At 67.6% G+C, this 23,837-nt stretch carries 23 protein-coding genes and 1 pseudogene; 13 read left to right on the plus strand and 11 right to left on the minus strand.

All coding sequences use genetic code 11. The annotated features are described in order from the left end of the window. Positions 1–229 precede the first annotated feature (229 nt). Complete coding sequence (locus tag BR47_RS0123675) at positions 230–673, minus strand: hypothetical protein (RefSeq protein WP_029120997.1); 444 nt, start codon at positions 671–673, stop codon at positions 230–232. Between BR47_RS0123675 and BR47_RS33290 the strand changes: the two genes are divergently transcribed. Further along, positions 660–2,093, plus strand: coding sequence for a hypothetical protein (locus tag BR47_RS33290; RefSeq protein ID WP_051634963.1), 1,434 nt, complete (start codon positions 660–662; stop codon positions 2,091–2,093). The two genes, BR47_RS0123675 and BR47_RS33290, sit on opposite strands and share 14 nt — an antisense overlap. Here BR47_RS33290 and BR47_RS0123685 read toward each other — a convergent pair. Continuing rightward, on the minus strand, positions 2,090–3,379 hold the full coding sequence (locus BR47_RS0123685) for a thymidine phosphorylase (RefSeq protein WP_081831379.1): 1,290 nt from the start codon (positions 3,377–3,379) through the stop codon (positions 2,090–2,092). The two genes, BR47_RS33290 and BR47_RS0123685, sit on opposite strands and share 4 nt — an antisense overlap. An 85-nt stretch (positions 3,380–3,464) precedes the next feature. Further along, positions 3,465–3,860 (minus strand): cytidine deaminase, encoded by a 396-nt coding sequence (locus BR47_RS0123690; RefSeq protein ID WP_036427697.1) that lies wholly within the window; start codon positions 3,858–3,860, stop codon positions 3,465–3,467. Between the two features lie 225 nt (positions 3,861–4,085). Here BR47_RS0123690 and sdhC point away from each other — a divergent pair, with 225 nt between their 5' ends. From sdhC to BR47_RS0123710, 4 genes are read left to right on the plus strand one after another with little or no spacing between them, the layout of a single operon-like run. Next, entirely contained in the window at positions 4,086–4,520 is a 435-nt protein-coding gene (sdhC, locus tag BR47_RS0123695; protein WP_081633487.1) for a succinate dehydrogenase, cytochrome b556 subunit, read from the plus strand. A gap of 59 nt (positions 4,521–4,579) precedes the next feature. Further along, positions 4,580–4,999 (plus strand): succinate dehydrogenase hydrophobic membrane anchor subunit, encoded by a 420-nt coding sequence (locus BR47_RS0123700; protein WP_051128559.1) that lies wholly within the window; start codon positions 4,580–4,582, stop codon positions 4,997–4,999. Positions 5,000–5,041: 42 nt separating this feature from the next. Then, positions 5,042–6,796: a succinate dehydrogenase flavoprotein subunit gene (sdhA, locus tag BR47_RS0123705; RefSeq protein ID WP_020102798.1), complete on the plus strand. Its 1,755-nt coding sequence runs from the start codon at positions 5,042–5,044 to the stop codon at positions 6,794–6,796. Position 6,797: 1 nt separating this feature from the next. Further along, complete coding sequence (locus tag BR47_RS0123710; protein WP_020102797.1) at positions 6,798–7,583, plus strand: succinate dehydrogenase iron-sulfur subunit; 786 nt, start codon at positions 6,798–6,800, stop codon at positions 7,581–7,583. Between the two features lie 69 nt (positions 7,584–7,652). On the opposite strand, the gene BR47_RS34150 is transcribed toward BR47_RS0123710, so the two are convergent. Together BR47_RS34150 and BR47_RS34155 are read right to left on the minus strand one after the other, a co-directional pair. Then, positions 7,653–8,006: a putative endonuclease domain-containing protein gene (locus tag BR47_RS34150; protein WP_353582967.1), complete on the minus strand. Its 354-nt coding sequence runs from the start codon at positions 8,004–8,006 to the stop codon at positions 7,653–7,655. Positions 8,007–8,135: 129 nt separating this feature from the next. Next, the gene (locus BR47_RS34155) at positions 8,136–8,501 is read right to left on the minus strand and encodes a hypothetical protein (protein WP_353582968.1); all 366 of its coding nucleotides are present in this window, start codon (positions 8,499–8,501) and stop codon (positions 8,136–8,138) included. Positions 8,502–8,654: 153 nt separating this feature from the next. On the opposite strand from BR47_RS34155, the gene BR47_RS0123720 reads away from it, so the two are divergent. Together BR47_RS0123720 and BR47_RS0123725 are read left to right on the plus strand one after the other, a co-directional pair. Further along, positions 8,655–9,632 carry an AurF N-oxygenase family protein gene (locus tag BR47_RS0123720; RefSeq protein ID WP_029121000.1) on the plus strand — a complete coding sequence of 326 codons (978 nt, stop codon included), beginning with the start codon at positions 8,655–8,657 and terminating at the stop codon, positions 9,630–9,632. Continuing rightward, positions 9,632–11,062, plus strand: coding sequence for an FAD-dependent oxidoreductase (locus tag BR47_RS0123725; protein ID WP_029121001.1), 1,431 nt, complete (start codon positions 9,632–9,634; stop codon positions 11,060–11,062). The genes BR47_RS0123720 and BR47_RS0123725 overlap by 1 nt, the downstream gene beginning before the upstream one ends. On the opposite strand, the gene BR47_RS0123730 is transcribed toward BR47_RS0123725, so the two are convergent. Further along, complete coding sequence (locus BR47_RS0123730; RefSeq protein ID WP_029105525.1) at positions 11,038–11,772, minus strand: TetR/AcrR family transcriptional regulator; 735 nt, start codon at positions 11,770–11,772, stop codon at positions 11,038–11,040. The two genes, BR47_RS0123725 and BR47_RS0123730, sit on opposite strands and share 25 nt — an antisense overlap. A 50-nt stretch (positions 11,773–11,822) precedes the next feature. On the opposite strand from BR47_RS0123730, the pseudogene BR47_RS0123735 reads away from it, so the two are divergent. Beyond that, positions 11,823–12,434 (plus strand): annotated as a pseudogene (locus BR47_RS0123735) (carboxymuconolactone decarboxylase family protein); the annotation flags it as partial. Between the two features lie 7 nt (positions 12,435–12,441). Here BR47_RS0123735 and BR47_RS0123740 read toward each other — a convergent pair. The 4 genes from BR47_RS0123740 to BR47_RS32255 form a co-directional block, all read right to left on the minus strand. Next, entirely contained in the window at positions 12,442–13,236 is a 795-nt protein-coding gene (locus BR47_RS0123740) for an LLM class flavin-dependent oxidoreductase (RefSeq protein ID WP_231388091.1), read from the minus strand. Between the two features lie 31 nt (positions 13,237–13,267). Further along, on the minus strand, positions 13,268–14,116 hold the full coding sequence (locus tag BR47_RS0123745) for a PhzF family phenazine biosynthesis protein (RefSeq protein WP_029105524.1): 849 nt from the start codon (positions 14,114–14,116) through the stop codon (positions 13,268–13,270). Positions 14,117–14,308: 192 nt separating this feature from the next. Next, positions 14,309–14,740, minus strand: a complete 432-nt coding sequence (locus tag BR47_RS31270; protein ID WP_081831380.1) for a helix-turn-helix domain-containing protein — start codon at positions 14,738–14,740, stop codon at positions 14,309–14,311. Between the two features lie 344 nt (positions 14,741–15,084). Then, positions 15,085–16,185, minus strand: coding sequence for a PLD nuclease N-terminal domain-containing protein (locus BR47_RS32255; protein ID WP_197035066.1), 1,101 nt, complete (start codon positions 16,183–16,185; stop codon positions 15,085–15,087). A gap of 457 nt (positions 16,186–16,642) precedes the next feature. Here BR47_RS32255 and BR47_RS0123760 point away from each other — a divergent pair, with 457 nt between their 5' ends. Further along, positions 16,643–17,434 (plus strand): phosphatidylethanolamine N-methyltransferase family domain-containing protein, encoded by a 792-nt coding sequence (locus BR47_RS0123760; RefSeq protein ID WP_029121002.1) that lies wholly within the window; start codon positions 16,643–16,645, stop codon positions 17,432–17,434. 30 nt (positions 17,435–17,464) lie between these two features. Here the strand turns inward: BR47_RS0123760 and BR47_RS0123765 are convergent, their stop codons facing one another. Continuing rightward, on the minus strand, positions 17,465–18,370 hold the full coding sequence (locus BR47_RS0123765) for a sigma-70 family RNA polymerase sigma factor (RefSeq protein WP_029121003.1): 906 nt from the start codon (positions 18,368–18,370) through the stop codon (positions 17,465–17,467). Positions 18,371–18,452: 82 nt separating this feature from the next. Between BR47_RS0123765 and BR47_RS0123770 the strand changes: the two genes are divergently transcribed. The 4 genes from BR47_RS0123770 (at position 18,453) to nagA (ending at position 23,770) form a co-directional block, all read left to right on the plus strand. Further along, positions 18,453–20,162, plus strand: a complete 1,710-nt coding sequence (locus BR47_RS0123770) for an APC family permease (RefSeq protein WP_090562945.1) — start codon at positions 18,453–18,455, stop codon at positions 20,160–20,162. A 94-nt stretch (positions 20,163–20,256) separates the two neighbouring features. Further along, positions 20,257–21,255 (plus strand): SMP-30/gluconolactonase/LRE family protein, encoded by a 999-nt coding sequence (locus tag BR47_RS0123775; protein ID WP_029121005.1) that lies wholly within the window; start codon positions 20,257–20,259, stop codon positions 21,253–21,255. A 96-nt stretch (positions 21,256–21,351) separates the two neighbouring features. Next, positions 21,352–22,599, plus strand: coding sequence for a D-alanyl-D-alanine carboxypeptidase family protein (locus tag BR47_RS0123780; protein ID WP_020104144.1), 1,248 nt, complete (start codon positions 21,352–21,354; stop codon positions 22,597–22,599). Between the two features lie 13 nt (positions 22,600–22,612). Further along, positions 22,613–23,770 (plus strand): N-acetylglucosamine-6-phosphate deacetylase, encoded by a 1,158-nt coding sequence (gene nagA / locus BR47_RS0123785; protein WP_029121006.1) that lies wholly within the window; start codon positions 22,613–22,615, stop codon positions 23,768–23,770. Positions 23,771–23,837: the final 67 nt, after the last annotated feature.

A 23,837-nucleotide genomic window follows, 5' to 3' on the forward strand; every position in this document is an offset into this window, starting at 1 on the left:
GGCTGATCAATCAGCCGACATCCGCGATTTACACAACTGAGGGGGAATCCATGGCAGGTAGGCACCGGAAGCAGAGCGAAGCCCGGAAACTGCCGGTATCAGGCTGGTTGAGCGCGAGCGCCGCGGCAGTCGGCATCGGCGCAGCTCTGCTGGCGCCCACCGCCGTTGCATCCGCACAGACCGGCAGCGGTGACAGCGGCGGCCACTCATCGTCCTCCGCCCCGTCCGGTCAGGGCACGGGTAAGACCGAATCGGGCACCAAGACGGACTCGGGCACCGACCACGCCGGGTCGTCGAAGCCCAAGCCCAACAAGCGGACCCAGGCGAACAAGAACTCGCCCGCAAAAGCCAACTCCCCCGCAGCATCCGCGCGACAGCCCCGCAGCGCATCGTCGACCACACCCAGCCGGCCGACGTCGTCCACACCGAAGACCAAAGCCGTATCGAAGGCCGAGACCCATTCTCCGGCAAAGGCTTCGGCCGTATCGCCCGCAGCTGCCGACTCTCCGGCCGCGGCGACTTCACCGCGGCCGGCCGCAGCCGCCGCAGTGGCCGCCGTGTTCTCGGCCCAGCCCGCAAGCGCGACCGCGAAGATCGGGACGACCATTCCGGTGTCCCTGGCGGCCACGCCGAACACGGCACCGAATCCGTTGGCGCCGATGATCGCGATCACCACCGGGTTGCTCAACTCGATCGGCCGCGACCTGCGCAACTCCGCCCACACCATCGGCATCGAGGGCGGCCGCGTGTTCGCATTCTTCGTCAGCAACGGCACCGCCGACCATCCCAATGCGGGCATCCTGCTCGGCAACGGATTCAGCTACACCGCTGCCACGTGCCTCACCATCTGCAATGGCGGGCGTAGCGGCCTGATCGGCAACGGCGGCAACGGTTTTGGCGGCGGCAGAGGCGCCAGCGCACAGCTCATCGGCCACGGCGGCAACGGCAGCAACGCCGTGACCGCCGGCGCCAACGGCGGCCGCGGTGGCAATGGCGGTGTGTTCTGGGGCAACGGCGGACACGGCGGCAACGGCGCGTCCGCGACAGCTCCGGGCGGCAAGGGCGGCGCCGGCGGCGACGGTGGCAACACCGGCCAATGGGCCTGGTTGAGCACGGCAGGCAATGGCGGCCACGGCGGCAACGGGGCCGCCGGCACCGCAGGCGCTGCCGGGGTGGGTGGCGGTACCGACGCCGACGCCAACGGTGGCAACGCCACGAAGGGCGGCGACGGTGGGGCGGGCGGCCACGGTGGTAGCGCCGGATTCAACAGCTACATCTCGAGCGGCGGCAACGGCGGCAACGGCGGCAACGCCGGAGCCGGTGCGGCCGGCGGCGCCGCGGCGACCGCTGCCAGTGGCAACGGCGGCAAGGGCGGTGACGGCAGCAATGGCGGCGCCGGTGGCGCAGGCGGCTGGGGCGGCAACTCGTCGGCCGCCTACGGCCGCAATGGCAACGGAGGCAACGGCGGCAAGGGCGGCAACGCCGGCCTTGCCGCGAACGGTGCGGACGGCGCGAACGGTACTTCGGCCACCAAGGACGGCGGCAAGGGCGGCGACGGCGGCTCGGCCGGACTGAACGGCGCCGGCGGCGCCTTCGGCTGGGAGGGATTCGGCGCCGGCCTCGCCGGCAACCGGGGAACCGCCGGCGTGAACGGCGCCACGAATGTCCTGAAGGGCAACGGCAGCGGCGGTAAGGGCGGCAACGGCTACAGCTACAACGGCACCGGTACCGGCTCCGCCGGCGGCAAGGGCGGCAGCGGCGGTAACGGCGGCAAGTACGGCAACGGCGGCATGGGCGGTAACGGCGGCAATGCCGACTCCGGTTCCGGCAACTCCGGCGCCGGCCAGAGCGCGGGCAGCGGCGGCACGGGCGGAATCGGCGGAAACGGTGGCACCGGCGGATCCATCGCCGGCGACGGTGGCAATGGCGGAAACGGCGGTACCGGTGGCAACGGCGGCAACGGATCCAATGGCGCCACCGCCGGCGGGGCCGGCACCGGCGGGGCCTCGGGAACGGGCGGCGCCGCTCCCAAGGGCACTCCGGGCGTCGCCGGCACCCCGGGCCAGAACGGTCAGCCGGGCATCCAGAGCTAGCTGATCCGGTCGATCACCAGCGGCCTCGACGGTGGCTGGCCGTCACTGATGGTCCAGCCACCGTCGAGTTCCGCGAGAGCCGACGGCAGCCGCTCGGGGGTCTCGGTGTACAGCGTGAACAGGGTCTCGCCGGCGGTGACAGGCTCGCCGCTGCGCCGGTGGACGTACAGCCCCGCCCCGGCCTGCACCGGGTCTCCGGGCTGGGCCCGTCCCGCCCCGAGCCGCCACACCGCCATCGCCACCGCCATGGCGTCGACGTCGCCCATCACCCCGCTTCGCGACGCCACGACCGTCTCGGTGTGCGTCCCCATCGGCAGGGGCGCCTCGGGATCGCCGCCCTGCGCGGCGATCAGTTGCCGGAAGCAGTCCATCGCGGTGCCGTCGGTCAGGGTCTGCGCGGGGTCGACGCCGTCGAGGCCGGCCACGTCGAGCATCTCGCGCGCCAGGGCGATGGTCAGCTCGACGACGTCGTCGGGTCCGCCGCCGGCCAGCACCTCCAGCGACTCGGCCACCTCGATCGCGTTGCCGACGGCGCGGCCCAGCGGCCGGTCCATGTCCGTGAGCAGTGCGCGGGTCGGAACGCCGTACGCGGTGCCGAGGTCGACCATGGTGCGCGCCAGCTCGCGCGACTCGGCCTCGGTCTTGAGAAACGCGCCGCGACCGACCTTGACGTCCAGCACCAGCGAGCGCGCGCCCTCGGCCAGTTTCTTGCTCATGATCGAGCTGGCGATGAGCGGAAGCGATTCCGTCGTGCCGGTGACGTCGCGCAGGGCGTAGATCTTGCGGTCGGCCGGCGCCAGGTCCCCGGCCGCGAAGACCGCCGCCCCGATACCGGAAAGCTGTTGGTGGATACGGTCTTTCGACAGCTCGGCGGTGAAGCCGGGAATCGCTTCCAGCTTGTCCAACGTGCCGCCCGTGTGTCCGAGGCCCCGGCCCGCGGCCTGTGGGACGGCGCCGCCACAGGCCAGGACGACGGGCACCAGCGGGATGGTGATCTTGTCGCCGACGCCACCGGTGGAGTGCTTGTCCACCAGCGCGAGCGGCCGGCCGTCGCGCCGCAGGTCGGTGAAATCGAAGCGCTCCCCCGAGCCGACCATGGCCGCCGTCCAGCGGGCGATCTCGGCCGGCGTCATGCCGCGCAGGAAGATCGCCATCAACAAGGCCGACATCTGCGCGTCGGCGACGCGTCCGTGGGTGTAGCCGTCGATCACCCAGTCGATCGCGGCGTCGGACAGCACACCGCCGTCGCGTTTGGTGCGAATGACTGTCGGGGCATCGAACGGCATCGCTGAGATCCTCCTGCCGGGGCCTCGAGCGGCCCCATCGAAACTGGTTACCGACGGGTAATCAGAAGTGTTGCACCGCTTGGCGTTACCGGCGGTTCAGGTCGTCGGGCCCGAAGGCGTCGGGCAGCAGTTCGGCCAGGGGCCGCGGACCCGATACGTGATCGATCAACATGGCCGGCCCACCGTGCTCGAGCAGCACCTGCCGACAGCGTCCGCAGGGCATCAGCACGGCCCCGGAGCCGTCCACACACGCCAGCGCGAGCAGCCGTCCACCACCGCTGGAATGTAGGGCGCAGACCACAGCACACTCCGCGCAGAGGCCAAGGCCATATGAGACATTTTCCACATTGCAGCCCACCACGATTCGGCCGTCGTCGACCAGCGCGGCGGCCCCCACAGGGAAGTTCGAATAGGGCGCATAGGCACCCCGGGAAGCAGCTATTGCTTTGTCCTGCAACAGCTTCCAGTCAATTTCCGGCATCACCGACACCCCGTTCCCGGCACCCCGGCACCGCCCCGAGACCCGACCCGACTACCCAGTAAGTTAATGTAGGCAAACCTAATTTCCGACGCGGGTTGCCCATTCCCCCCACACGCTAGTTCTGACTGTGCGCAAATTGGGATTAGAGTCGCCCCGAGGTTTGGGCTCGGCACGCGAAAAAGTTGCTGCCGGGTCATGCGTCCACCGACGGCGTTGGAGGTCGAAATGAGTACAGCGGCAGCCGCGGAATCCGCCATACCCGCGCCGCGTTCATCACAGAAGCGACGGAGCCTGTATCGCGGAGACCCGGGCATGTGGTCCTGGGTGCTACACCGCATCACCGGTGCCACCATCTTCTTCTTCTTGCTGGTCCACGTTCTGGACACGGCTCTGGTCCGGGTCAGCCCCGAGGCCTACAACGAGGTGATCAACACCTACAAGACGCCGATCATCGGGCTCATGGAGATGGGCCTGGTCGCGGCGGTGCTCTACCACGCCCTCAACGGCGTGCGAGTCATTCTGATCGACTTCTGGCAGCAGGGACCCAAGTACCAGCGGGTCATGCTGTGGACCATCCTGGCCATCTGGATCGCGGTCGTCATCGCCGCAGTTGGGGTAGAGGGCATGCACATGGTTGAGCACTACGGGTGGCTCAAGTGACCACGCATACCGATTCCGGCGCCGCCGAGGCGCGCCGCGGGGGCCGTCCGGCCCCGGTCATGGAGCGCGAGCACGACCGCCCCGCCGCCCTCGACCACCCGCGCGCCCCCCGGCGCGCCCGTGGCATCCCGTACTTCGAGAAGTACGCCTGGTTGTTCATGCGCTTCTCCGGCGCCGCTCTGGTGCTGCTCGCCCTCGGCCACCTGTTCATCGGGCTGATCTGGCAGAACGGCGTCTACCGCATCGACTTCAACTACGTCGCAGAGCGGTGGGCCTCCCCCTTCTGGCAGATCTGGGACATGGCGCTGCTGTGGCTGGCGCTGGTGCACGGCGCCAACGGCATGCGCACCATCATCGGTGACTACGCCCGCAAGAACACCACCAAGTTCTGGCTGAACTCGATTCTGCTGCTGGCCACCGGATTCACCCTGGTGCTGGGCAGCTACGTGCTCGTCACCTTCGACGCGAACATCAAGTAAGCGGCCAGGCGAGCGCAGCGACGGGAAAAAAAGGAACAAGAGATGATTCAGGAACATCGCTACGACGTCGTCATCGTCGGTGCCGGTGGCGCGGGTATGCGCGCGGCCGTGGAATCCGGCCCGCGCGTGCGCACCGCCGTGCTGACCAAGCTGTACCCGACGCGTTCGCACACCGGTGCCGCGCAGGGCGGCATGTGTGCCGCGCTCGCCAATGTCGAGGACGACAACTGGGAGTGGCACACCTTCGACACCGTCAAGGGTGGCGACTACCTCGCTGACCAGGACGCCGTCGAGGTCATGTGCAAGGAAGCCATCGACGCCGTGCTGGACCTCGAGAAGATGGGCATGCCGTTCAACCGGACGCCCGAGGGCCGCATCGACCAGCGTCGCTTCGGCGGTCACACCCGTGACCATGGCAAGGCCCCCGTCCGCCGCGCCTGCTACGCCGCCGACCGCACCGGCCACATGATCCTGCAGACGCTGTACCAAAACTGCGTCAAGCACGACGTCCAGTTCTTCAACGAGTTCTACGCCCTCGACGTGGTCCTCACCGAGACCCCCGGCGGTCCCGTCGCCACCGGCATCATCGCCTACGAGCTGGCCACCGGCGACATCCACATCTTCCACGCCAAGGCGATCGTCTTCGCCACCGGCGGCTCGGGCCGGATGTACAAGACCACCTCCAACGCCCACACCCTCACCGGTGACGGCCTGGGCATCATCTTCCGCAAGGGACTTCCCTTGGAGGACATGGAGTTCCACCAGTTCCACCCGACAGGCCTGGCCGGCCTCGGCATCCTGATCTCGGAAGCCGTGCGTGGTGAAGGTGGGCGTCTGCTCAACGCCGAAGGCGAACGCTTCATGGAGCGCTACGCCCCCACCATCGTCGACCTCGCGCCGCGTGACATCGTGGCCCGCTCGATGGTGCTGGAGGTCCTCGAGGGCCGCGGCGCCGGACCCAACAAGGACTACGTCTACATCGACGTGCGCCACCTCGGCGAAGAGGTGCTGGAGGCCAAGCTTCCGGACATCACCGAATTCGCCCGCACCTACCTGGGCGTCGACCCCGTCACCGAACTGGTGCCGGTGTACCCGACCTGCCACTACGTCATGGGCGGCATCCCGACCACGATCAACGGCCAGGTGCTGCGCGACAACGTCAACATCGTGCCGGGTCTGTACGCCGCCGGTGAGTGCGCCTGCGTCTCGGTGCACGGCGCCAACCGCCTCGGCACCAACTCGCTGCTCGACATCAACGTGTTCGGCCGTCGCGCCGGCATCGCGGCCGCCGAGTACGCGCAGAACCACAACTACGTCGAACTGCCGGACAACCCGGCCGACATGGTCGTGGGCTGGGTCGGCGACATCCTGTCCGACCACGGCAACGAGCGCGTCGCCGACATCCGCACCGCGCTGCAGCAGTCGATGGACAACAACGCCGCGGTGTTCCGCACCGAGGAGACCCTCAAGCAGGCGCTGACGGACATCCACGCGCTGAAGGAGCGGTACAGCCGAATCACGGTGCACGACAAGGGCAAGCGCTACAACAGCGACCTGCTCGAGGCCATCGAGCTGGGCTTCCTGCTCGAGCTGGCCGAGGTCACCGTCGTCGGTGCGCTGAACCGCAAGGAGTCGCGTGGCGGCCACGCCCGCGAGGACTACCCGGACCGCGACGACACCAATTACATGCGCCACACCATGGCCTACAAGCAGGGCGCCGACCTCCTGTCCGATATCCGGTTGGACTACAAGCCTGTCGTCCAGACCCGGTACGAGCCGATGGAACGGAAGTACTGACATGAGTGCACCCGTATTGGACAAGCCCGAAGCCGGCGACCCGCCGCTGCCCCCGGTGCCCGAAGGCGCCGTCATGGTCACGCTGAAGATCGCCCGGTTCAACCCGGAGAACCCGGACGCCGCCGGTTTCCAGAGCTTCCGCGTGCCGTGCCTGCCCAGCGACCGGTTGCTGAACCTGCTGCTGTACGTGAAGGGCTACCTTGACGGCACGCTGACGTTCCGCCGGTCCTGCGCGCACGGCGTGTGTGGCTCGGACGCCATGCGCATCAACGGTGTGAACCGGCTGGCCTGCAAGGTCCTCATGCGCGACCTGCTGCCGAAGAAGCCCGGCAAGGACCTGACCATCACCATCGAGCCCATCCGCGGCCTGCCCGTGGAGAAGGACCTCGTGGTGGACATGGAGCCGTTCTTCGACGCCTACCGCGCCGTGAAGCCGTTCCTCATCACGTCGGGCAATCCCCCGACCCGTGAGCGCATCCAGTCGCAGACCGACCGCGCCCGCTTCGACGACACCACCAAGTGCATCCTGTGCGCCTGCTGCACCACCTCGTGCCCGGTGTACTGGAGCGAGGGCTCGTACTTCGGCCCCGCCGCCATCGTCAACGCGCACCGGTTCATCTTCGATTCGCGTGACGAGGCCGCCGCCGAGCGCCTCGACATCCTCAACGAGGTCGACGGTGTGTGGCGCTGCCGCACCACCTTCAACTGCACCGAGGCCTGCCCCCGCGGCATCCAGGTGACCAAGGCGATCCAGGAAGTCAAGCGCGCCTTGATGTTTGCCCGCTAGATCGTTTTTCTTCGAGTGTTGGCTTGTGTTCGAGATTCATTGAAATTCTCGAACACAAGCCAACTTTCGTTAGTAGGGCCCACCCGCGCCACGTAGCTCAGCTCGGGTCCGGGCGATGATGGTCCCCGGACGGGCGCGCAGCAGGTCTGCGCCGACCCGAACAATGCGCCACCCGAGGTCCCGATACTCCACGTCTTGGTCGATGTCGCGAGTCCGCCGACGAGGGTCCTCCCAGTGCTGAATGCCGTCGTATTGGACGCCGACCTTCCATTCTGGCCAGCCCATGTCGATACGCCCGACGAGATATCTGCCGTCGAATACCTCGATCTGGGTCCTCGACGGCCGCATGCCGTTGTCGGTGAACAACAGTCGCAGCCGGGTCTCCTGCGGCGACTCCCCGCCATAGTCGGCGAGGTCAAGCACCTGCTCTAGCTGCCTCAGTCCTCGAGCTCCAGGATGGCGATCGGCAAGTGTTTGCACTTGAGGGAGTTTCAAGTTGGTGGCCTGGAGCAACGCGTCCACCCGGATGACGGCGACCGTCAGCCCTTTTCGTCACCCGAGGTCGAATGCCGTTCTTGCCGGCGTCGTGACGTTGATGCCCCGTACCCGGCACATCTCGTCGTCAGCCAGCCTGTCGCTGCGGATGAGAATGCCAGGTGGCCGCGTCCTGCTCGCCTGGTTGAGCTCTGCGGGGTGCCTGGCATCGATCCATAGCGAGCCGTGCAGGGCGGCGGCCGACAACCCGACCACAGTCGCCCTGCGCTCGGACCACAGCCACGCCGCGACGGCTTTGTCGATTGGTGTGAGCTTCTGACCGCGGGGAACGTACACGTTGCGGTGCACCGCGTCATATCGGGTCCTGAGTTGGTATCGATTGACCCTGCCCACGGCCAGCGCCTCGGTCCCCAAAAACGGCATGTGGATAAGACGTGTGCGCCACCTGCCCGGTTCCACCCTCATCGAGTGTTGGCCTGTATGCGACAAATGTGCGAAATCTCGAACGCAACCGAACACTCGGCGGGAAGAAAGTCAGGTATTTACTGGGACCACTGTTCCCGGTAAATTGGAGACATGACTAAGGCAACGGAGCCCGGTTACCAGAACCTCCTCGATGTGTTGTCGGAAGGCTCGGTGCGGCGCCGCTTCGACCCCTACCTCGACATCGCGTGGGATGCCCCGGACATGCAGATCGACCTCAACGATCCGCGCTGGGTGCTGTCGCCCACCATCGACCCGCTGGGCGCCACCGAGTGGTACCAGAGCCAGCCGCTGGAGCGGCAGATCGAGATCGGCCGCTGGCGGACGCTCAACACCGTCAAGGTGGGCGCGGCGTTCGAGAGCATCCTGATCCGCGGGCTGATGGCCTTCATCATGAAGCTGCCCAACAACTCCCCCGAGTTCCGGTACGCGCTCCACGAGATGACCGAGGAGTGCAACCACATCCAGATGTTCCAGGAGCTGGTCAACCGCTCCGGGACCGATGTCCCGGGCATGCGGAAGCTCTTCTTCAAGCTGTCGCCGTACATCGGCCTGGTCGGCCAGTACTCGCCGACGGCGTTCATGGCCGGCATCCTCGCCGGCGAGGAGCCCATCGACCACTTCCAGAAGGGCATGATCCGAAACGGCGCCAACCTGCCGCCGGCCGTGCTGCGCACCATGCAGATCCACATCGCCGAGGAAGCCCGGCACATCTCGTGGGCCAACGAGTTCCTCAAGACCCACATGCCCGAACGGTCGTGGCGGTTCAAGGCCTTCGCCACCGTCGCGTTCCCGCTGACGCTGCGCTGGCTCGCGCACGAGATCATGGGATCGCCGAAGTCGTTCGGCAAGCAGTTCGACATCCCGGAAGACGTCATGCGGCAGGCGTTCTGGCGCAGCCCGCAGTCACGGAAGATCATGGCCGGCTTCTTCGACGAGACCCGTGCGCTCGCCGAGGAGATCGGCCTGATGAACCGCGTGGGCCGCTGGATGTGGAAGCGCTGCGGCATCGCCGGTGAGACGGCCCGCTACCGCAGCGCGCCCAACCGCGAGGCACAGTTGATCGCCTGATGCCCCACGTCATCACGCAGTCCTGCTGCAGCGACGCGTCCTGCGTCTATGCCTGTCCGGTCAACTGCATTCACCCCACGCCCGACGAGCCCGACTTCCACACCGCCGAGATGCTCTACATCGATCCGGTGGAGTGCGTCGACTGCGGCGCGTGTGTGACGGCCTGTCCGGTCGACGCCATCAAGCACGACGGTTCACTGGAGCCGACCGAGAAGGTCTTCCTCGAGCTCAACGCCGGCTTCTACTCCGAGCCCCGGCCCCGGCCGCTGCTGGCGCCCGTCGTTCCCCCACTGCAGGTCCGCGCGCCCGGAGCCATCAGCGTGGCCATCGTCGGGTCGGGTCCGGCGGCGATGTACGCGGCCGACGAAGTGCTGACCATCCCGGCGGCGCGCGTCCGGATGTACGAGCGGCTGCCCCAGGCCGGCGGTCTCGCCCGCTTCGGCGTGGCCCCGGATCACCGGCGTACCCGCGGCGTGTCTCGACAGTTCGACACCATCACCGCCGACCCGCGGCTGGAGTTGGTGACGGGAGTCGAGGTCGGCTCCGACATCACCCACCAGCAGCTGCTCGCGGAGCATGACGCCGTCATCTACGCCGTCGGCGCCGCGACGGATCGTCCACTGGATGTACCCGGAGCGAACCTGCCGGGCGTCAGCTCCGCCACCCGTTTCGTGGCGTGGTACAACGGCCATCCCGACTTCGCCGACGCCGTCTTCGACCTGTCGCAGCCGCGTGCGGTCGTCATCGGCAACGGCAACGTCGCGCTCGACGTCGCCCGGATTCTCACCACCGATCCGGACCGGCTGGCCGCCACCGAAATCGCGCCACACGCGTTGAAAGCCTTGCGGCAGAGCAAGATCGACGAAGTCGTGGTCGTCGGGCGACGGGGCCTGGCGCAGTCGGCGTTCACGGTGCCGGAGCTGGTCGGCCTGACGTCGATGCCCGACGTCGATGTCGTCATCTCAGCACAGGACCTGGCGTCACTGCCGGACACCGATGCGCGCGCCCGCATCCTGCGGGACCTGCCTCGCCGGCCCGGGAACCGTCGCATCCGGCTGGAGTACCTGCAGTCGCCCACCGCCATTGCGCGCACCGCGGCCGGACTGGACATCGAGTTCGCCCGCAACGAACTGGTGGCGGCGGCCGACGGCACCATCAAGGTGAAGCCGACCGGCGACCTGCACACCGTCACTGCCGGACTGGTGCTCACGTCGATCGGCTACCGGGGACGGCCCGTGGCCGACCTGCCGTTCGACGCGGCGCGGGGCACCGTCCCCAACGACAAGGGCCGGGTCGACGGCGTCGCCGCCACCTATGTGACCGGCTGGATCAAACGCGGCCCGACGGGGTTCATCGGCACCAACAAGTCGTGCGCGCAGGAGACCGTGCGCAGCCTGGTGGCCGACTACAACGCGGGGTTGTTGGCCTGACGGTTCGCCAGCGCGGCCACCACGGCGACGAGCGGTTCATCACGACTGACCTCGAACCCGATGGCCCGCGCGGCACCGTCGATGACGTACCAGGTGAAGTCGGCGAGGTGGTCGATCATCTCTTCGCGGGTGTGCGTCGGTTCCGGGGTGCGCACCCAGGCGAACAGCGTCTCCTCGACCATGGTCACGATCGCCAGCGGGACGAGTTTGAACGCGCTGTCCTCGACGCCGATCGCCAGCTGGATGGCGGCAATGATGCCGTCGGCGCGTTCGATGATGCGCAGCTTCAGCTCGCCCACGGCGTCGAGCGTCTGGTCCCCCTCGAACGACGGGCCACTGCGCGCGAACTCGTTGAGCCGCGGATGGTCGATCATCCAGTCCGCGACAGCCTCGATGGTGCGAGTCAGAATCTCGCGCAGCGAGCCCTCGCTGATGTCCAGCTTGCCGACGAGGACGGACCCGAAGTCGTCGATGAGGTACGACCGCACCCGTCGCTCGAGTTCCTCCTTGCCGGAGGTCTGCCGGTAGATCACCGACTTCGCGACGCCAGCGCGCTTGGCGATGGCGGCGACGGAGATGTCGGCGCCGGGCGGGCTCTCCTCGAGCAGTTCGATCATCGCCAGCAGGATCTGGGCCCGGCGTTCGGCGTTGTGCTGCTCCCACCGCGCCTCGTACCCACTCACCGGGGCGGAGTTCGGGGCCACAGACATGTGTCTTACGGTAGCCGCCGCCTTCTCATGTGATGCCCGCCACACCCCTGTCACACCTCGGGACGCTGTCTCGTCCAACCGGTATGACCACAACACCACGCATCGAACCCCTGCCCCCGCAACGCGCCGGCCTGCTGACCCGGCTCATGTACCGCTACGCCAAGCGTGAGTTCGGCGAGGTGCCCGAACCGTTCACGGTGGCGGCGCACCACCCGCGGCTATTGGTCGCCAACGCCGTGCACGAGACCCTGCTCAAGAACGGTTCCAAGACGCTGCCCGACTCGGTCCGCGACCTCGCCGTGTTCTGGACCGCACGGACCGTGGGCTGCTCCTGGTGCGTCGACTTCGGCACCATGCTGATGCGCCTGGAGAGCCTGGATGTGGACCGGCTCAAGCACATCGACGATTACGCGACCTCGCCGCTGTTCACCGACGACGAGCGGGCCGCCATCGCCTACGCCGACGCGATGACCACCGATCCGCACAACGTGACCGATGAACAGGTCGACGATCTCAAGCGCCGGTTCGGTGAGGCCGGCGTCATCGAGCTGACCTATCAGATCGGCGTGGAGAACATGCGGTCCCGGATGTACGCGGCGCTCGGGATCACCGAGCAGGGCTTCAGCTCCGGCGACGCGTGCCGGGTGCCGTGGGCCGAGTGATGTGAAGTCAGCCGGGTCGGCCGGCCTCGATCACCTGGAGCACCCGGTCGGGGCGGTCGCCCGGCCAGAAGGCGTGCATCGCCCAGGTAGCGCCGGCCGTAGCGAACTCGGCCGCGTCCGTGCCCGGCTTGGTCTTCACCGCAATGTCGAAACCTTCACGGCTGCCGCGCAATTGTTCGATGGTGTCGGCAATCTGGGCGACCGTCGACGCATCGCCGGTGAGCGGAAAGATACCGTCATGCCGGGCGGCTCGTTCGACGGGCTTGCCGTCATGTCGTGCTGTGCCGAACCACAATGGGATCCGCGGCTGCGGCGCCCCATCGGGCACGGCACGGACGCCCTCGACGATCAGTTCACCGTGATGAGTGACCGTCTCGCCGGCCCATAACGCCGTCAACACGCCGACACCTTCATCGAGTATGCGGCCACGTCGACGCGCGTCGATATTCTCCCCGACGGCTGAGTACTCGCGACCCCGGTCATCGCCGGTTCCCAAACCCAGGACGAGCCGCCCTCGACTGAGCCGATCCAGCGTTGCAGTCTCTCGCGCGAGTTTGAGGATTCGCCGGCGCGGCAATGGAGTCACCATGGGCCCCAAGCGAATTCGACTCGTGTTGGCCGCGGCAGCGGCCAACACGACCCAGGGGTCTGCGATCTCCCAGTCCCCACCTATCGGGCTCAGCACGTGGTCCCAGACAAACAGGCCGTCCCAGCCCGACTCCTCGGCGGCGATCGCAATGTCGATGATGGCTTGGGGATCGGCCAACTCTCCGAGTGGCGGCATGAAGATCGCGTGGTGCACCAAGCCACCGTAGCGCCGGTGGCGATCGGGCTCAGTGGGCGATCGGGACCGCCCCACCCGATACCACGATGCCGCCGGTGTCAGGCACCGTGACCGTCAGCAGACTGGGGCGACCGACGTGCTCCCCCTGGCGGATGCGGACGGTTCGGTCGCCGGCGAAGCCGAGGACCTCGCGGAGGTAGGCACCCGTGGCCGCGGCCGCGGACCCAGTTGCGGGATCTTCGTTGATCCGGCCGACCGGGAACAGGTTCCGAGCGAGGAACTCGTCGGACGCTGTCCGGTGGAGCACGGTCACCGTGCCGGTCCAGCCCCGCTCGTCCATCAGGGCGGCCAATGGTGCAGGCGCGAAACGGAATTGGTGAAATACTTCGCGGTCGGCGAGCGAGATGATCGGGTGCCAGTTACCGGCGAACGATTCGCGCACCGGAAGCGCTGAATCCAGGTCGCCTGGCACCAGCCCCAGCAACTCGAGAAGTGCGGCGAGTGCGGTGGCATCGATGTCGCGGATCTGTGGCGGCACGCTGGTGAAGGCGACTGTCACCTCGCCGTCGGAATCTGTCGATGTCATGTCGACCTCCCCCGCTGCTGTCATGAAGGTGAACGTGCCCGTGCCCCGTCGTTCGGTGAGCGCGACGGCCGTGGCGACGGTGGCGTGGCCGCAGAACGGCACCTCGGCCGCCGGCGAGAAGTACCGCACCCGGTAGTGCCCCAGCTCGGCACCCGCACTGTCGACGATGAACGCGGTCTCCGCGTACCCGACCTCAGCAGCGATCTCCTGCATGCGTTGCGCGCTGAGTGCGGATGCGTCAAGCACCACTCCCGCCGGGTTACCACCGCCAGGGGTCGCCGCAAACGCGCTGTATCGCAGAATCTCCGTCACGCCCACCAGTGTGCCGTTGTTTTGGTGGCGCGATCGACAAGGTCGGCGGGTAATCCGGAATCATGAAGCGCCAGAACGCCAGTCGCAGTGCTTAGCGTGTCGCCGACGCAGCTGGCCGGTGCGGTGAACGACTGCGGATAGGTGGCCGGTGTTCTTCGTTGCTGAACGCCACTCTGCGCCGTGGACTGGTTCCTAGTCGGTGTCCGGCTGGCTGGTGACCGTGGTGATTCGTCCGATGTCGTCGAATCCGATCGCGGCCTGTCCGTGTGTTGCCTGCAGGATGTCCTCGCGGATGTCGGGTGGCAGGGTGAGCAGTGCCGTGGTGATTGCGCGGACGTCCGGCGCGTGTGCCATTTCCAGCCAGCACAATTCAGCTTCCAAGTACCTGGTGTAGGCACTGTCGGCATCCGTGAAATAGGCGACGGACACACCGAAGAAGTCGGCGAGTGGCCGCAGCATGTCCAGGCGGGGGTGGGTGCGGCGGCCGGAGCGTAGCTGGGAAAGGTAGGGCGCAGACATCTCAATCCCGCGGGCACGCAGGGCTTTGATCACTTCGTAGTTGCGCAGCGGGCCGCGGCCAGGTGGTCGGATCGTGTCGAACAACCGGTTGAGACGCGCCGCCACAGTGTGGGGATCGATCGACTCCTTCCTGCGGTGGTGTCGTTTCCGGAACGTGGCGTGAGCCTGCTGCGTCTGGTTTGAGGTATGCCCATCACTGTCTGCGGCTCGTGGCCCGGTCACCGCGTCCGGTATCGCAGCAACAAGCCGCTCGAAGTCAATAAGGTTGGTATCGAGGCGATTTCGATTCACCTGTGCAGACATGGTCATTTGACTTTCCCCCTGGCTCTGTCACCCTCGCCAGAGTGACTGCGCGCGCTGGTAGTTCGCGCATGCATAGACATGCATGCGCAGCTCGGGAGTTTTGATGACGTGATGTTTTCACCGCGCCCTCCCTGTTTCGAGTGGCTTCACGCGGCCCGTGGTGACAGTGGCTTTCGCCAGTCGTGGATTTGTAGTGCGATGCGTTCGTGGCGCGAGCCGGACCACTGCGCTGTGAGACCACAGCGTGTGGCCGCGGCTACGATCTGCTCGCCCAGGAGCACTTCGCTGCGCTCGACGGATTCTCTCCTGGCAGCTCCATCACCGCGCCCGGCCGCATCGACCAGTTCTTTCGGCAGTCGGCTGTGGTGGGTCCAGGTACTGAATGCAAGGTAGAGCAACGGATCCGGGGTGCCAAGCCGATCGGCGTCCTGCGCATGGAAGTACACGTAGGCCCACTCGCGATACGGATAATCCGCACCGGCGTCATCGGTGGGCGTGCGTTCGTCATCGATGGCGTCGAACGCGCAGTTGTTGCAGCACATGAAGCACATCCGGCCAAGGATGCCCTCCGCCTCCAGTTGCGCGAACATCTGTTGCAGTCGCCCGAAATCGCCCGTGTCCGGCCAAGATTGCTGCTCGGCAATCCGCTGGTCCCACATCGAGTCCAACAGATCGATGGCCGCGTCCGCGGTGATGTCGCTGTCGCCGTCGATCTGCGACAGTACCGACTCCCGAACGTCGTCGTAGGCCCAGAAGCCACAGACGAGCTGCTCCCGGACGAGATCGGCGAGCTCTTCGTGTTGGGTGCCGGTGCCGGTCATCGCCGCGACGGTTCCTGCCGCAGACGAAGGCTCCGGGACGGTACGGGGCGCCGGACCCGCGGCGGGGCGTTCCTGATCTGCGGCGTCGCTGTTGACGGGATCATCTTGTGCACGTTTGCGTTTGGCGGCCTGGCGTTGTTGCTCGGCTCTTTCCCGGCAGCGCTGCAGGAATTCCTCGTCAGCGGCGGGATCCTCCGGTATGAAGCGGCCCGGTTTGTCGTACTCGGGGAACCGTCGGGCATCGAGCGTGCGGTTCCGTGGCGCCGCAGCGGCCGGGCGCCCGGCAATGAACCAGGCGATGGAGCCGGCCAGCGGAAGGAGCAGGACGATGAAAATCCATAGCAGGCGCGGCAATCCACGCACTTCGCGATCCTCGGTGCAGGCGATGTCGACGATCGCGAACAGCATCACGATGACGTCGAGCACACCGAAATACAGCATTGTTGTTGGCCTCCCCCGACGCCTGAGTATTCACACGACTTCGCGTGACGTGCCGTGGGTGGGCACGTTCGTCAAGGTGTAGTCGCGGGAGCAGTCGGCAACCGAACGCCGACCAACAGTGATCTGGCACACAGAGCTTCTCGACCGGTCGCCGGGCCAATTCGCATCCCGCTCATTCTGGCCGCGGGCCACGCACGCGCACCGGGACGCCTTGCCGGCGGCAGCCGAGAAGAAGATTCCGAGTCACTCTTACGTGTGTCCGGAGCTTGCGTTGTCGCGATCAGGTTGAGCGGATCGTTCACCAGGTTGATCCGCTCGGCGGGTGAGGGCTGCTGCGCACCCTTCCGGGGGCGCTGGCCTCATAACCCGACCAAGTGGTAGAACACGTTACAGAAATGACGGCTACGGCCGCCGAAACCGCCTGTTCAGCGAGGGACCGCTCATGCACTGGTACACCGGCAACACGTTCTATGACACGGTGCTGACGGCGGCTTTTGCGTTCGCCGCATTCGTGATCATCGGCGGCTTCTTCGCGCAGAGTTCGTATGGGCGGTTCTCGACGACGAAGCTCGGGCTGAACCTCAACCCGAAGCTCGGCTGGTGGCTGATGGAGATTCCGGCAACCGTCGTGTTCCTGATCAGCTACCTGGCCGGGCCGCACCGCTTCGAGCCGACATCGCTGGTGCTGGCCGGGATCTGGCTGTTGCACTACGCCAACCGGGGCTGGTTCTTCCCGCTGGCGATCCGCCAGGCGCCCGGCAAGCGCGGCACCTTCAACGTGTCGGTGATCGTCATGGGCATGCTCGTCACGTCGATGCACGGCTACCTCAACGGGACCCTGTTCAGCCACGACTTCTTCGGGCAGTACACCACCGCGTGGCTGACCGACCCCCGCTTCCTGGTGGGCGTGGTTGTCTATCTGTGTGGCTTCGCGCTGCTGGTCAACTCGGAATCGATCGTGCGAAACCTGCGCGACAAGAACAATCCCGGCGGCGCGGAGTACCGGATTCCGTTCGGCGGCGGCTTCCGGTTCGTCACCAGCCCGGCGTACCTGGGCGAGCTCATCGCCTGGTCCGGCTTCGCGCTGCTGACCTGGGCACTGCCCGGCGTGGCCATCCTGCTGATCACCGCGGGCAATCTGATTCCCCGCGCGCTGGGCACCCACTCCTGGTACCAGGAGAAGTTCCCCGAGTACCCGACCGACCGCAAGGCACTGATCCCCTACGTGCTGTAGGGCCGCTGATCAGGCCGCAGCGGCGAGCCGCTAATCAGACCGCAGCGGTGACGCCGTGAACTTGTCCGGGTTCGCGATGTCCCACAGCGCGCTGACCTTGCCGTCGCGCACGGTCAGCGCGGTGACGCGCGGCAGCATCTCCGGATGCTCGCCGTCGCCCGGGAGGCCGGGGTTGTACGCGCCGAGCTCGCCGTTGACGAGCGCCAGTTGCGACGTCGAAAGCCATTGCGGCCCATAACGTCTGGCCAGCCCGAACAGGAACCGGGCCACCTTGTCCGCGCCGACGATGGTGCGGGGTGCCGTCGGTGCCCGACGGTTGGAATCGCCGGTGAACGTGGCATCGGGATGCAGCAATTCGACGACGGCGGCCATGTCCCCACTGGCGAGCGCGGCCATCAGCTTGCCGACGACCTCGTTGTGACCCGCGTCCGGCGGTGGCGCCGGGGCCTCGGCGACGGCACGCCGGGCGCGTGACGCGAGCTGCCGCGCACTCGCGTCCGTCACGCCGAGCACCGACGCGATCTCGGAGAACGGCACCGCGAAACCGTCGTGCAGGACGAAGGCCACGCGCTGGTCGGGTGTCAGCCGCTCCAGCACCACCATCGCGGCGAAGCGGGCGTCCTCCCCCGCGACCACGGCGGCCAACGGGTCCGACGCGTCGAATCCGGTCACGACCGGTTCGGGCAGCCACTCGCCGAAATAGGCCTCGCGGCGGTGCGCCGCGGACCGCAGCCGGTCCAGGCCGAGGCGGCTGACCACCGTCGTCAACCAGGCGCGGGGCTCTTCGATGGCGTCGACATCGGCACTGTGCCAGCGCAACCAGGCGTCCTGCACGATGTCCTCGGCGTCGGCGTACACACCGGTCAGCCGGTAGGCGACGGACAGCAGGTGCGGCCGCAACCGCTCGAATTCATCGGTGTCCTGCGCAGTGGTCACAAACACCAACCTACGACTCGCTGTTCGAGAGCGGCGAACCGTAGCATCTCATCGGCAATCAACCGGGATGAGCAGGGAGCAGATGACTACGACAGCGCCAGACATCGTCGCCCGAGACAAAGGCCTCAAACGGGGTGCCCTCGGTCTGGTGTCCAGCGTGGTGGTCGGGCTGGCGTCCACCGCACCGGCCTACAGCCTGGCGGCGACGCTCGGCCTGGTCATCGCCGCCGGCGGCACGCTGCTCGCCGGGGTCAAAGCGCCTGCGATCATGCTCATTTCGTTCGTGCCGATGTACCTCATCGCTGTCGCCTACCAGGAACTGAACAAGGCCGAGCCCGACTGCGGCACGACGTTCACCTGGGCGGCCCGGGCGTTCGGTCCCGTCGTCGGCTGGTTGGGCGGCTGGGGCATCATCGCGTCCGACGTCATCGTGATGGCCAATCTCGCGCAGATCGCCGGGTCGTACTCGTTCACGTTCGTCGGTGACCTGGGTTGGCATTCGGCCGCCGGTCTGGCGAACAGCACGCTGTGGTCGACGGTCGCGGGCGTCATCTGGATCGTGTTGATGACGTACATCTGTTACCGCGGCATCGAGGTGTCGGCCCGGTTGCAGTACGTGCTGTTGACGGTCGAGGTCGTCGTGTTGATCGTGGTGTCGGTCGTGGCCCTGGTGAAGGTCTACACGCACCACGGGCATGCCTACTCGATCATGCCGTCGTGGTCCTGGTTCTGGCCTGGCGGAATGGATTTCGGCACGGTGATCGCTCCGGCGGTGCTGGCCACCATCTTCATCTACTGGGGCTGGGACACCGCGGTGGCGTGCAACGAGGAGTCCGACGATCCGGGCCGCACCCCCGGCCGCGCCGCCGTCATCTCGACGTTCCTACTGCTCGCCACCTATGCGCTGGTCACCGTCTCGACCATCGCGTTCGCGGGCGTGGGCACCGAGGGCATCGGGCTCGGCAACCAGGAGAACGCCAAGGACGTCTTCACCGCCATCGGGCCATCGCTGTTCGGCGACAGCGTGATCGGGAAGATCGGCATGCTGCTGCTGTCGGCGTCGATCCTGACCTCGGCGGCCGCCTCGACGCAGACCACCATCATGCCGACGGCGCGCACCACGCTGTCGATGGGCGTATACCGTGCGCTGCCACAGAGTTTCGCAAAGATTCATCGCCAGTACCTGACACCGACCACCTCGACGATCGTGATGGGCGTGCTGTCGGTGCTGTGCTACGTGCTGTTCACCGCGATCAGCGCCGATCTGCTGACAGCCCTGATCGGTTCGGTCGGCCTGATGATCGCCTTCTACTACGCGCTGACCGGGTTCGCGTGCGTCTGGTTCTACCGAAAAACGTTGACCCGCAACGTGCGTGACTTCACGATGCGCGGCCTGCTGCCATTGCTCGGCGGCGTCACGCTGTCGGTGGTGTTCGTCTACGGGCTGGTCCAGTACAGCAAGCCGGACTGGCTCAAGGACGAAAACCACCACGACGTCACCATTTTCGGGTTCGGTGCGGTGGGTGTGGTCGGTGTCGTCGGGTTGCTGCTCGGTGTGGTGCTGATGTTCGCGTGGCGCCTCGTGCAGCCGGCATACTTCCGCGGACTGACGCTGCCGCGGCGCCATGACCTGGTGCTGGATACGCCGGCCTCCGTTCAGTCCACACCGGCGCATTTCGGATTACCGGACTCCGGTGACATGCCGACGGTCATCGCCCCGGACCTGTCGAACCTGCCACCGGGCGGGACGGCGGTGGACACGGCCACCGGCGAGGAATTCCGCCGCGACTGACGGATCGCTCAGCGGGATCGTGAAAACCGCTGATTCGACGGCAAATTGGGGGTTTTCCCGTCTCCCGGCACGTAACAGGCGTTACCGTCTACACGTGCCGCACAAGCCGCCCATCAACCCGGTGCGCTGGACCCCACCGCCGGTCGACGCCCTGCCCGATTTCCCGTCCGCGGAACTGACCATCGTGCCGATGCCCGGCGACGCCCCGGAGGACGTCGTCGCCGGCGCCGATGGCTCGTTGTGGACCGGCCTCGTCGACGGGCGGATCGTGCGGGTCTCCGCCGACGGCGACACGGATGTGGTGGCCGATACCGGCGGCCGGCCGTTGGGGCTGCACGTCGCGCGGGACGGGCGACTGCTGGTCTGCGACAGCTATCGGGGGCTGCTGTCACTGGATCCCGGCACCGGCGCCTTGGAAGTACTAGTACCCGACATCGACGGCCGGCCCCTGCGGTTCTGCTCGAACGTGACCGAAACCGAAGACGGCACAATCTATTTCACCGAATCGACCAGTTCGTTCCACTACGAGCATTTCCGCGCCGCGATCCTCGAGGCCCGCGGCGACGGCGGCCTGTACAAGCTGGCGACCGACGGCACGGTGAGCACGCTGCGCGAGGGCCTGTACTTCGCCAACGGCGTCACCGTCACCGCCGACGGCACCGCGCTGGTGTTCGCCGAGACGCAGGGGCGTCGGCTGTCGAAGTATTGGCTGTCCGGGCCGCAGGCCGGCAGCATCACGCCACTCGCGGTCAACCTGCCCGGCATGCCCGACAACATCTCGACGGGCGCCGACGGACGAATCTGGGTCGCGTTCGTCACCCCGATCAATGCCGCTGCCGAGTGGCTCGCGCCGCGGCCGACCATCCTGCGCCAGCTGGTGTGGCGTCTGCCGGACGCGCTGCAGCCGCAGATGGCCTTGGAGGTGTGGGCCGTCGCCTTCGATCCCGACAGCGGCGCCGCGGTCGCGGGCGTGCGTGGCCGGCACCGCCAGTTCGGACAGGTGACCGGACTTGTCGAGCACGACGGGCGGCTGTGGATGAGCTCCATCGGGGTGCCCGCGCTGGCGCACTGCGCGCTCCCCGAGCGCCGGTAGGCCCCGGTTAGCTAATTCACATTTGTAACTTCAACCCCATTTGTCACAGCGCGGCAACACGGGATCCGGTGGTCCGTCGCCTAATCTGACGACACCATGGCGACCACCCGATCAACGTCACAGCGCGCTGCAGCCCTGGCAGCGGCGTTTTTCCTGACGGCCGCACCGGCGTTGGCCTATGCCGAACCCGACCCGCCGGCCGCTGACCCGTGCCCGTACCGGGTGAACACCCCGCCCGCGGTCGACCAGTCCGAGGTGCCCAAGGCCGGCGACCCGCCGGCCCCGATCCCCGTGCCGGCCACACCGCTCGGCGGGGACCTGATGGGCAGCTGCGGCATCGTCGCCGCACCGGACATGCCGCCGCTGCCCGGCGATGTCTCTGCCGACGCCTGGCTCCTGGCCGACCTCGACAGCGGCGACATCATCGCCGCCAAGGACCCGCACGGCAGGCACCGCCCGGCCAGCATCATCAAGGTGCTGATCGCGACCCAGGCACTACGCGAACTGCCCATCAACAAGCGCGTCACCGGAACCCCGGACGACGCTGCCGCCGAGGGCACCCGGGTCGGCGTCGACGACGGCGGCGTCTACACCGTCAACGACCTGCTGCACGGCCTGCTGATGCACTCGGGCAACGACGCCGCACACGCACTGGCGATGCAGGTCGGCGGCATGGACACCGCGATCGGCAAGATCAACGACCTGGCCTCCAAGCTGGGCGGTCGCGACACCCGGGCAGCCACCCCGTCCGGCCTGGACGGCCCCGGCATGAGCACCTCGGCCTACGACATGGGCCTGTTCTACCGCTATGCCTGGCAGAACCCGACGTTCGCCTCGATCGTGGCGACGCAGAAGTACAACTTCCCCGGCCACCCGGCCAAGCCCGGTGAACCCGGCGACCACCCCGGCTACGAGCTGGAGAACGACAACAAGCTGCTCTACAACTACCCGGGCGCGCTCGGTGGCAAGACCGGTTACACCGACGACGCCGGGCAGACGTTCGTCGGCGCCGCGGACCGCGGCGGGCGCCGCCTCGTCGCGATTCTGTTGCACGGCACCCGCGTGCCGATCGCGCCGTGGGAGCAGGCCGCGCGCCTGCTGGACTACGGCTTCGCGACCCCGCCCGGCACCAAGGTCGGCACCTTGATCGAGCCGGACCCGTCGCTCACCCAGCGCAAGCCCGACGCCAAGCATCCCGCGGCCGCCGCGGCCTTCGACGGTCTGACGCCGGCCGACGCGGTGCCGATCCGCGTCGGCGTCGGCGTGGTCGGGTCCGCCGTGGTGCTCTCGCTGATGATGGCTGCCCGTTCGATCAATCGGCGCCCCCAGCACTCCAACCGGTAGAGACTGACGGGCGATGACGCTCATCTCGGCCGGGACGGTGGTGCTCGGCGATTCTGTGTGCCGGCCCGGGTGGCTGGAGATCGATGGCGACCGCATTGTGGCGTGCGGCAGCGGTGCCCCGCCCCGCGGCGTCGACGCCGACTTCCCCGACGGTGTGGTGGTGCCGGGATTCGTGGACATGCACGTGCATGGCGGCGGCGGCTTCTCCTACAGCACCGACGATCCCGACGACGTGGCGCGGGCCGCCGAGTTTCACCGCGCCCACGGGACCACGACGACCCTGGCCAGCCTGGTCACGGCCGCGCCGGAGGTCCTGCTGGCGCAAGTTCAGACCTTGGCCGACGCGGTACGCGACGGCGTCGTCGCCGGCATCCATCTGGAGGGGCCGTGGCTCAGTTCGGCGCGCTGCGGTGCGCACGACGTGACGCAGCTGCGGGACCCCGACCCCGCGGAGATCGACTCCGTTCTCGCGGCCGGCGACGGCGCCATCCGGATGGTCACCATCGCCCCGGAACTGCCCGGCGCCGATGTCGCGATCGAGCGCTTCGTCGATGCGGGAGTCATTGTGGCCGTAGGCCATACCGACGCCAGCTACGAAGAAACCAAACGGGCGCTGCAGCTGGGCGCCACCGTCGGCACGCATGTGTTCAACGGCATGCGTCCGCTGCACCACCGCGATCCGGGCCCGGCGCTGGCGCTCCTCGAGGACGCCCGGGTGACCGTCGAGCTCATCGCCGACGGCGTGCATCTGCATCCCGCGCTCGTCCACCAGGTGGGGGTCACCGCGGGTTCGGATCGCGTCGCGCTGATCACCGACGCGATGGCAGCGGCGGGCATGCCCGACGGGACGTACCAACTGGGCGGGCTCGACGTCGAGGTCAGCGGCTCGGTGGCACGGCTGCGCGAGCGGTCCACCATCGCGGGCGGCACCGCCACCATGGACACGTTGTTCCGCACGGCGGCAACGGGTTTGGAGGCGGCCTCGGATTCGGCGCTGCGGCACGCGGTGGCGATGACGGCGACGACGCCGGCGCGCACACTGGGTCTCGACGACGCCGGCGCACTGGCGCCCGGGATGTCTGCCGACCTCGTCGTGCTGGACCCCAAGCTGCAGGTGCGCGCGGTGGTGCGGCGCGGGGTGTGGTCGGCGAGTCGGGGCGCACCAGCCTGACTACGGCTTGTGCTGGCCAGATCCGAGCGGACGGAGAACACGCATACTCCCCGTGAGCCCTACGCCG

The organism is Mycobacterium sp. UNC410CL29Cvi84, from assembly GCF_000686745.1.
GTDB lineage: Bacteria > Actinomycetota > Actinomycetes > Mycobacteriales > Mycobacteriaceae > Mycobacterium > Mycobacterium mucogenicum_B.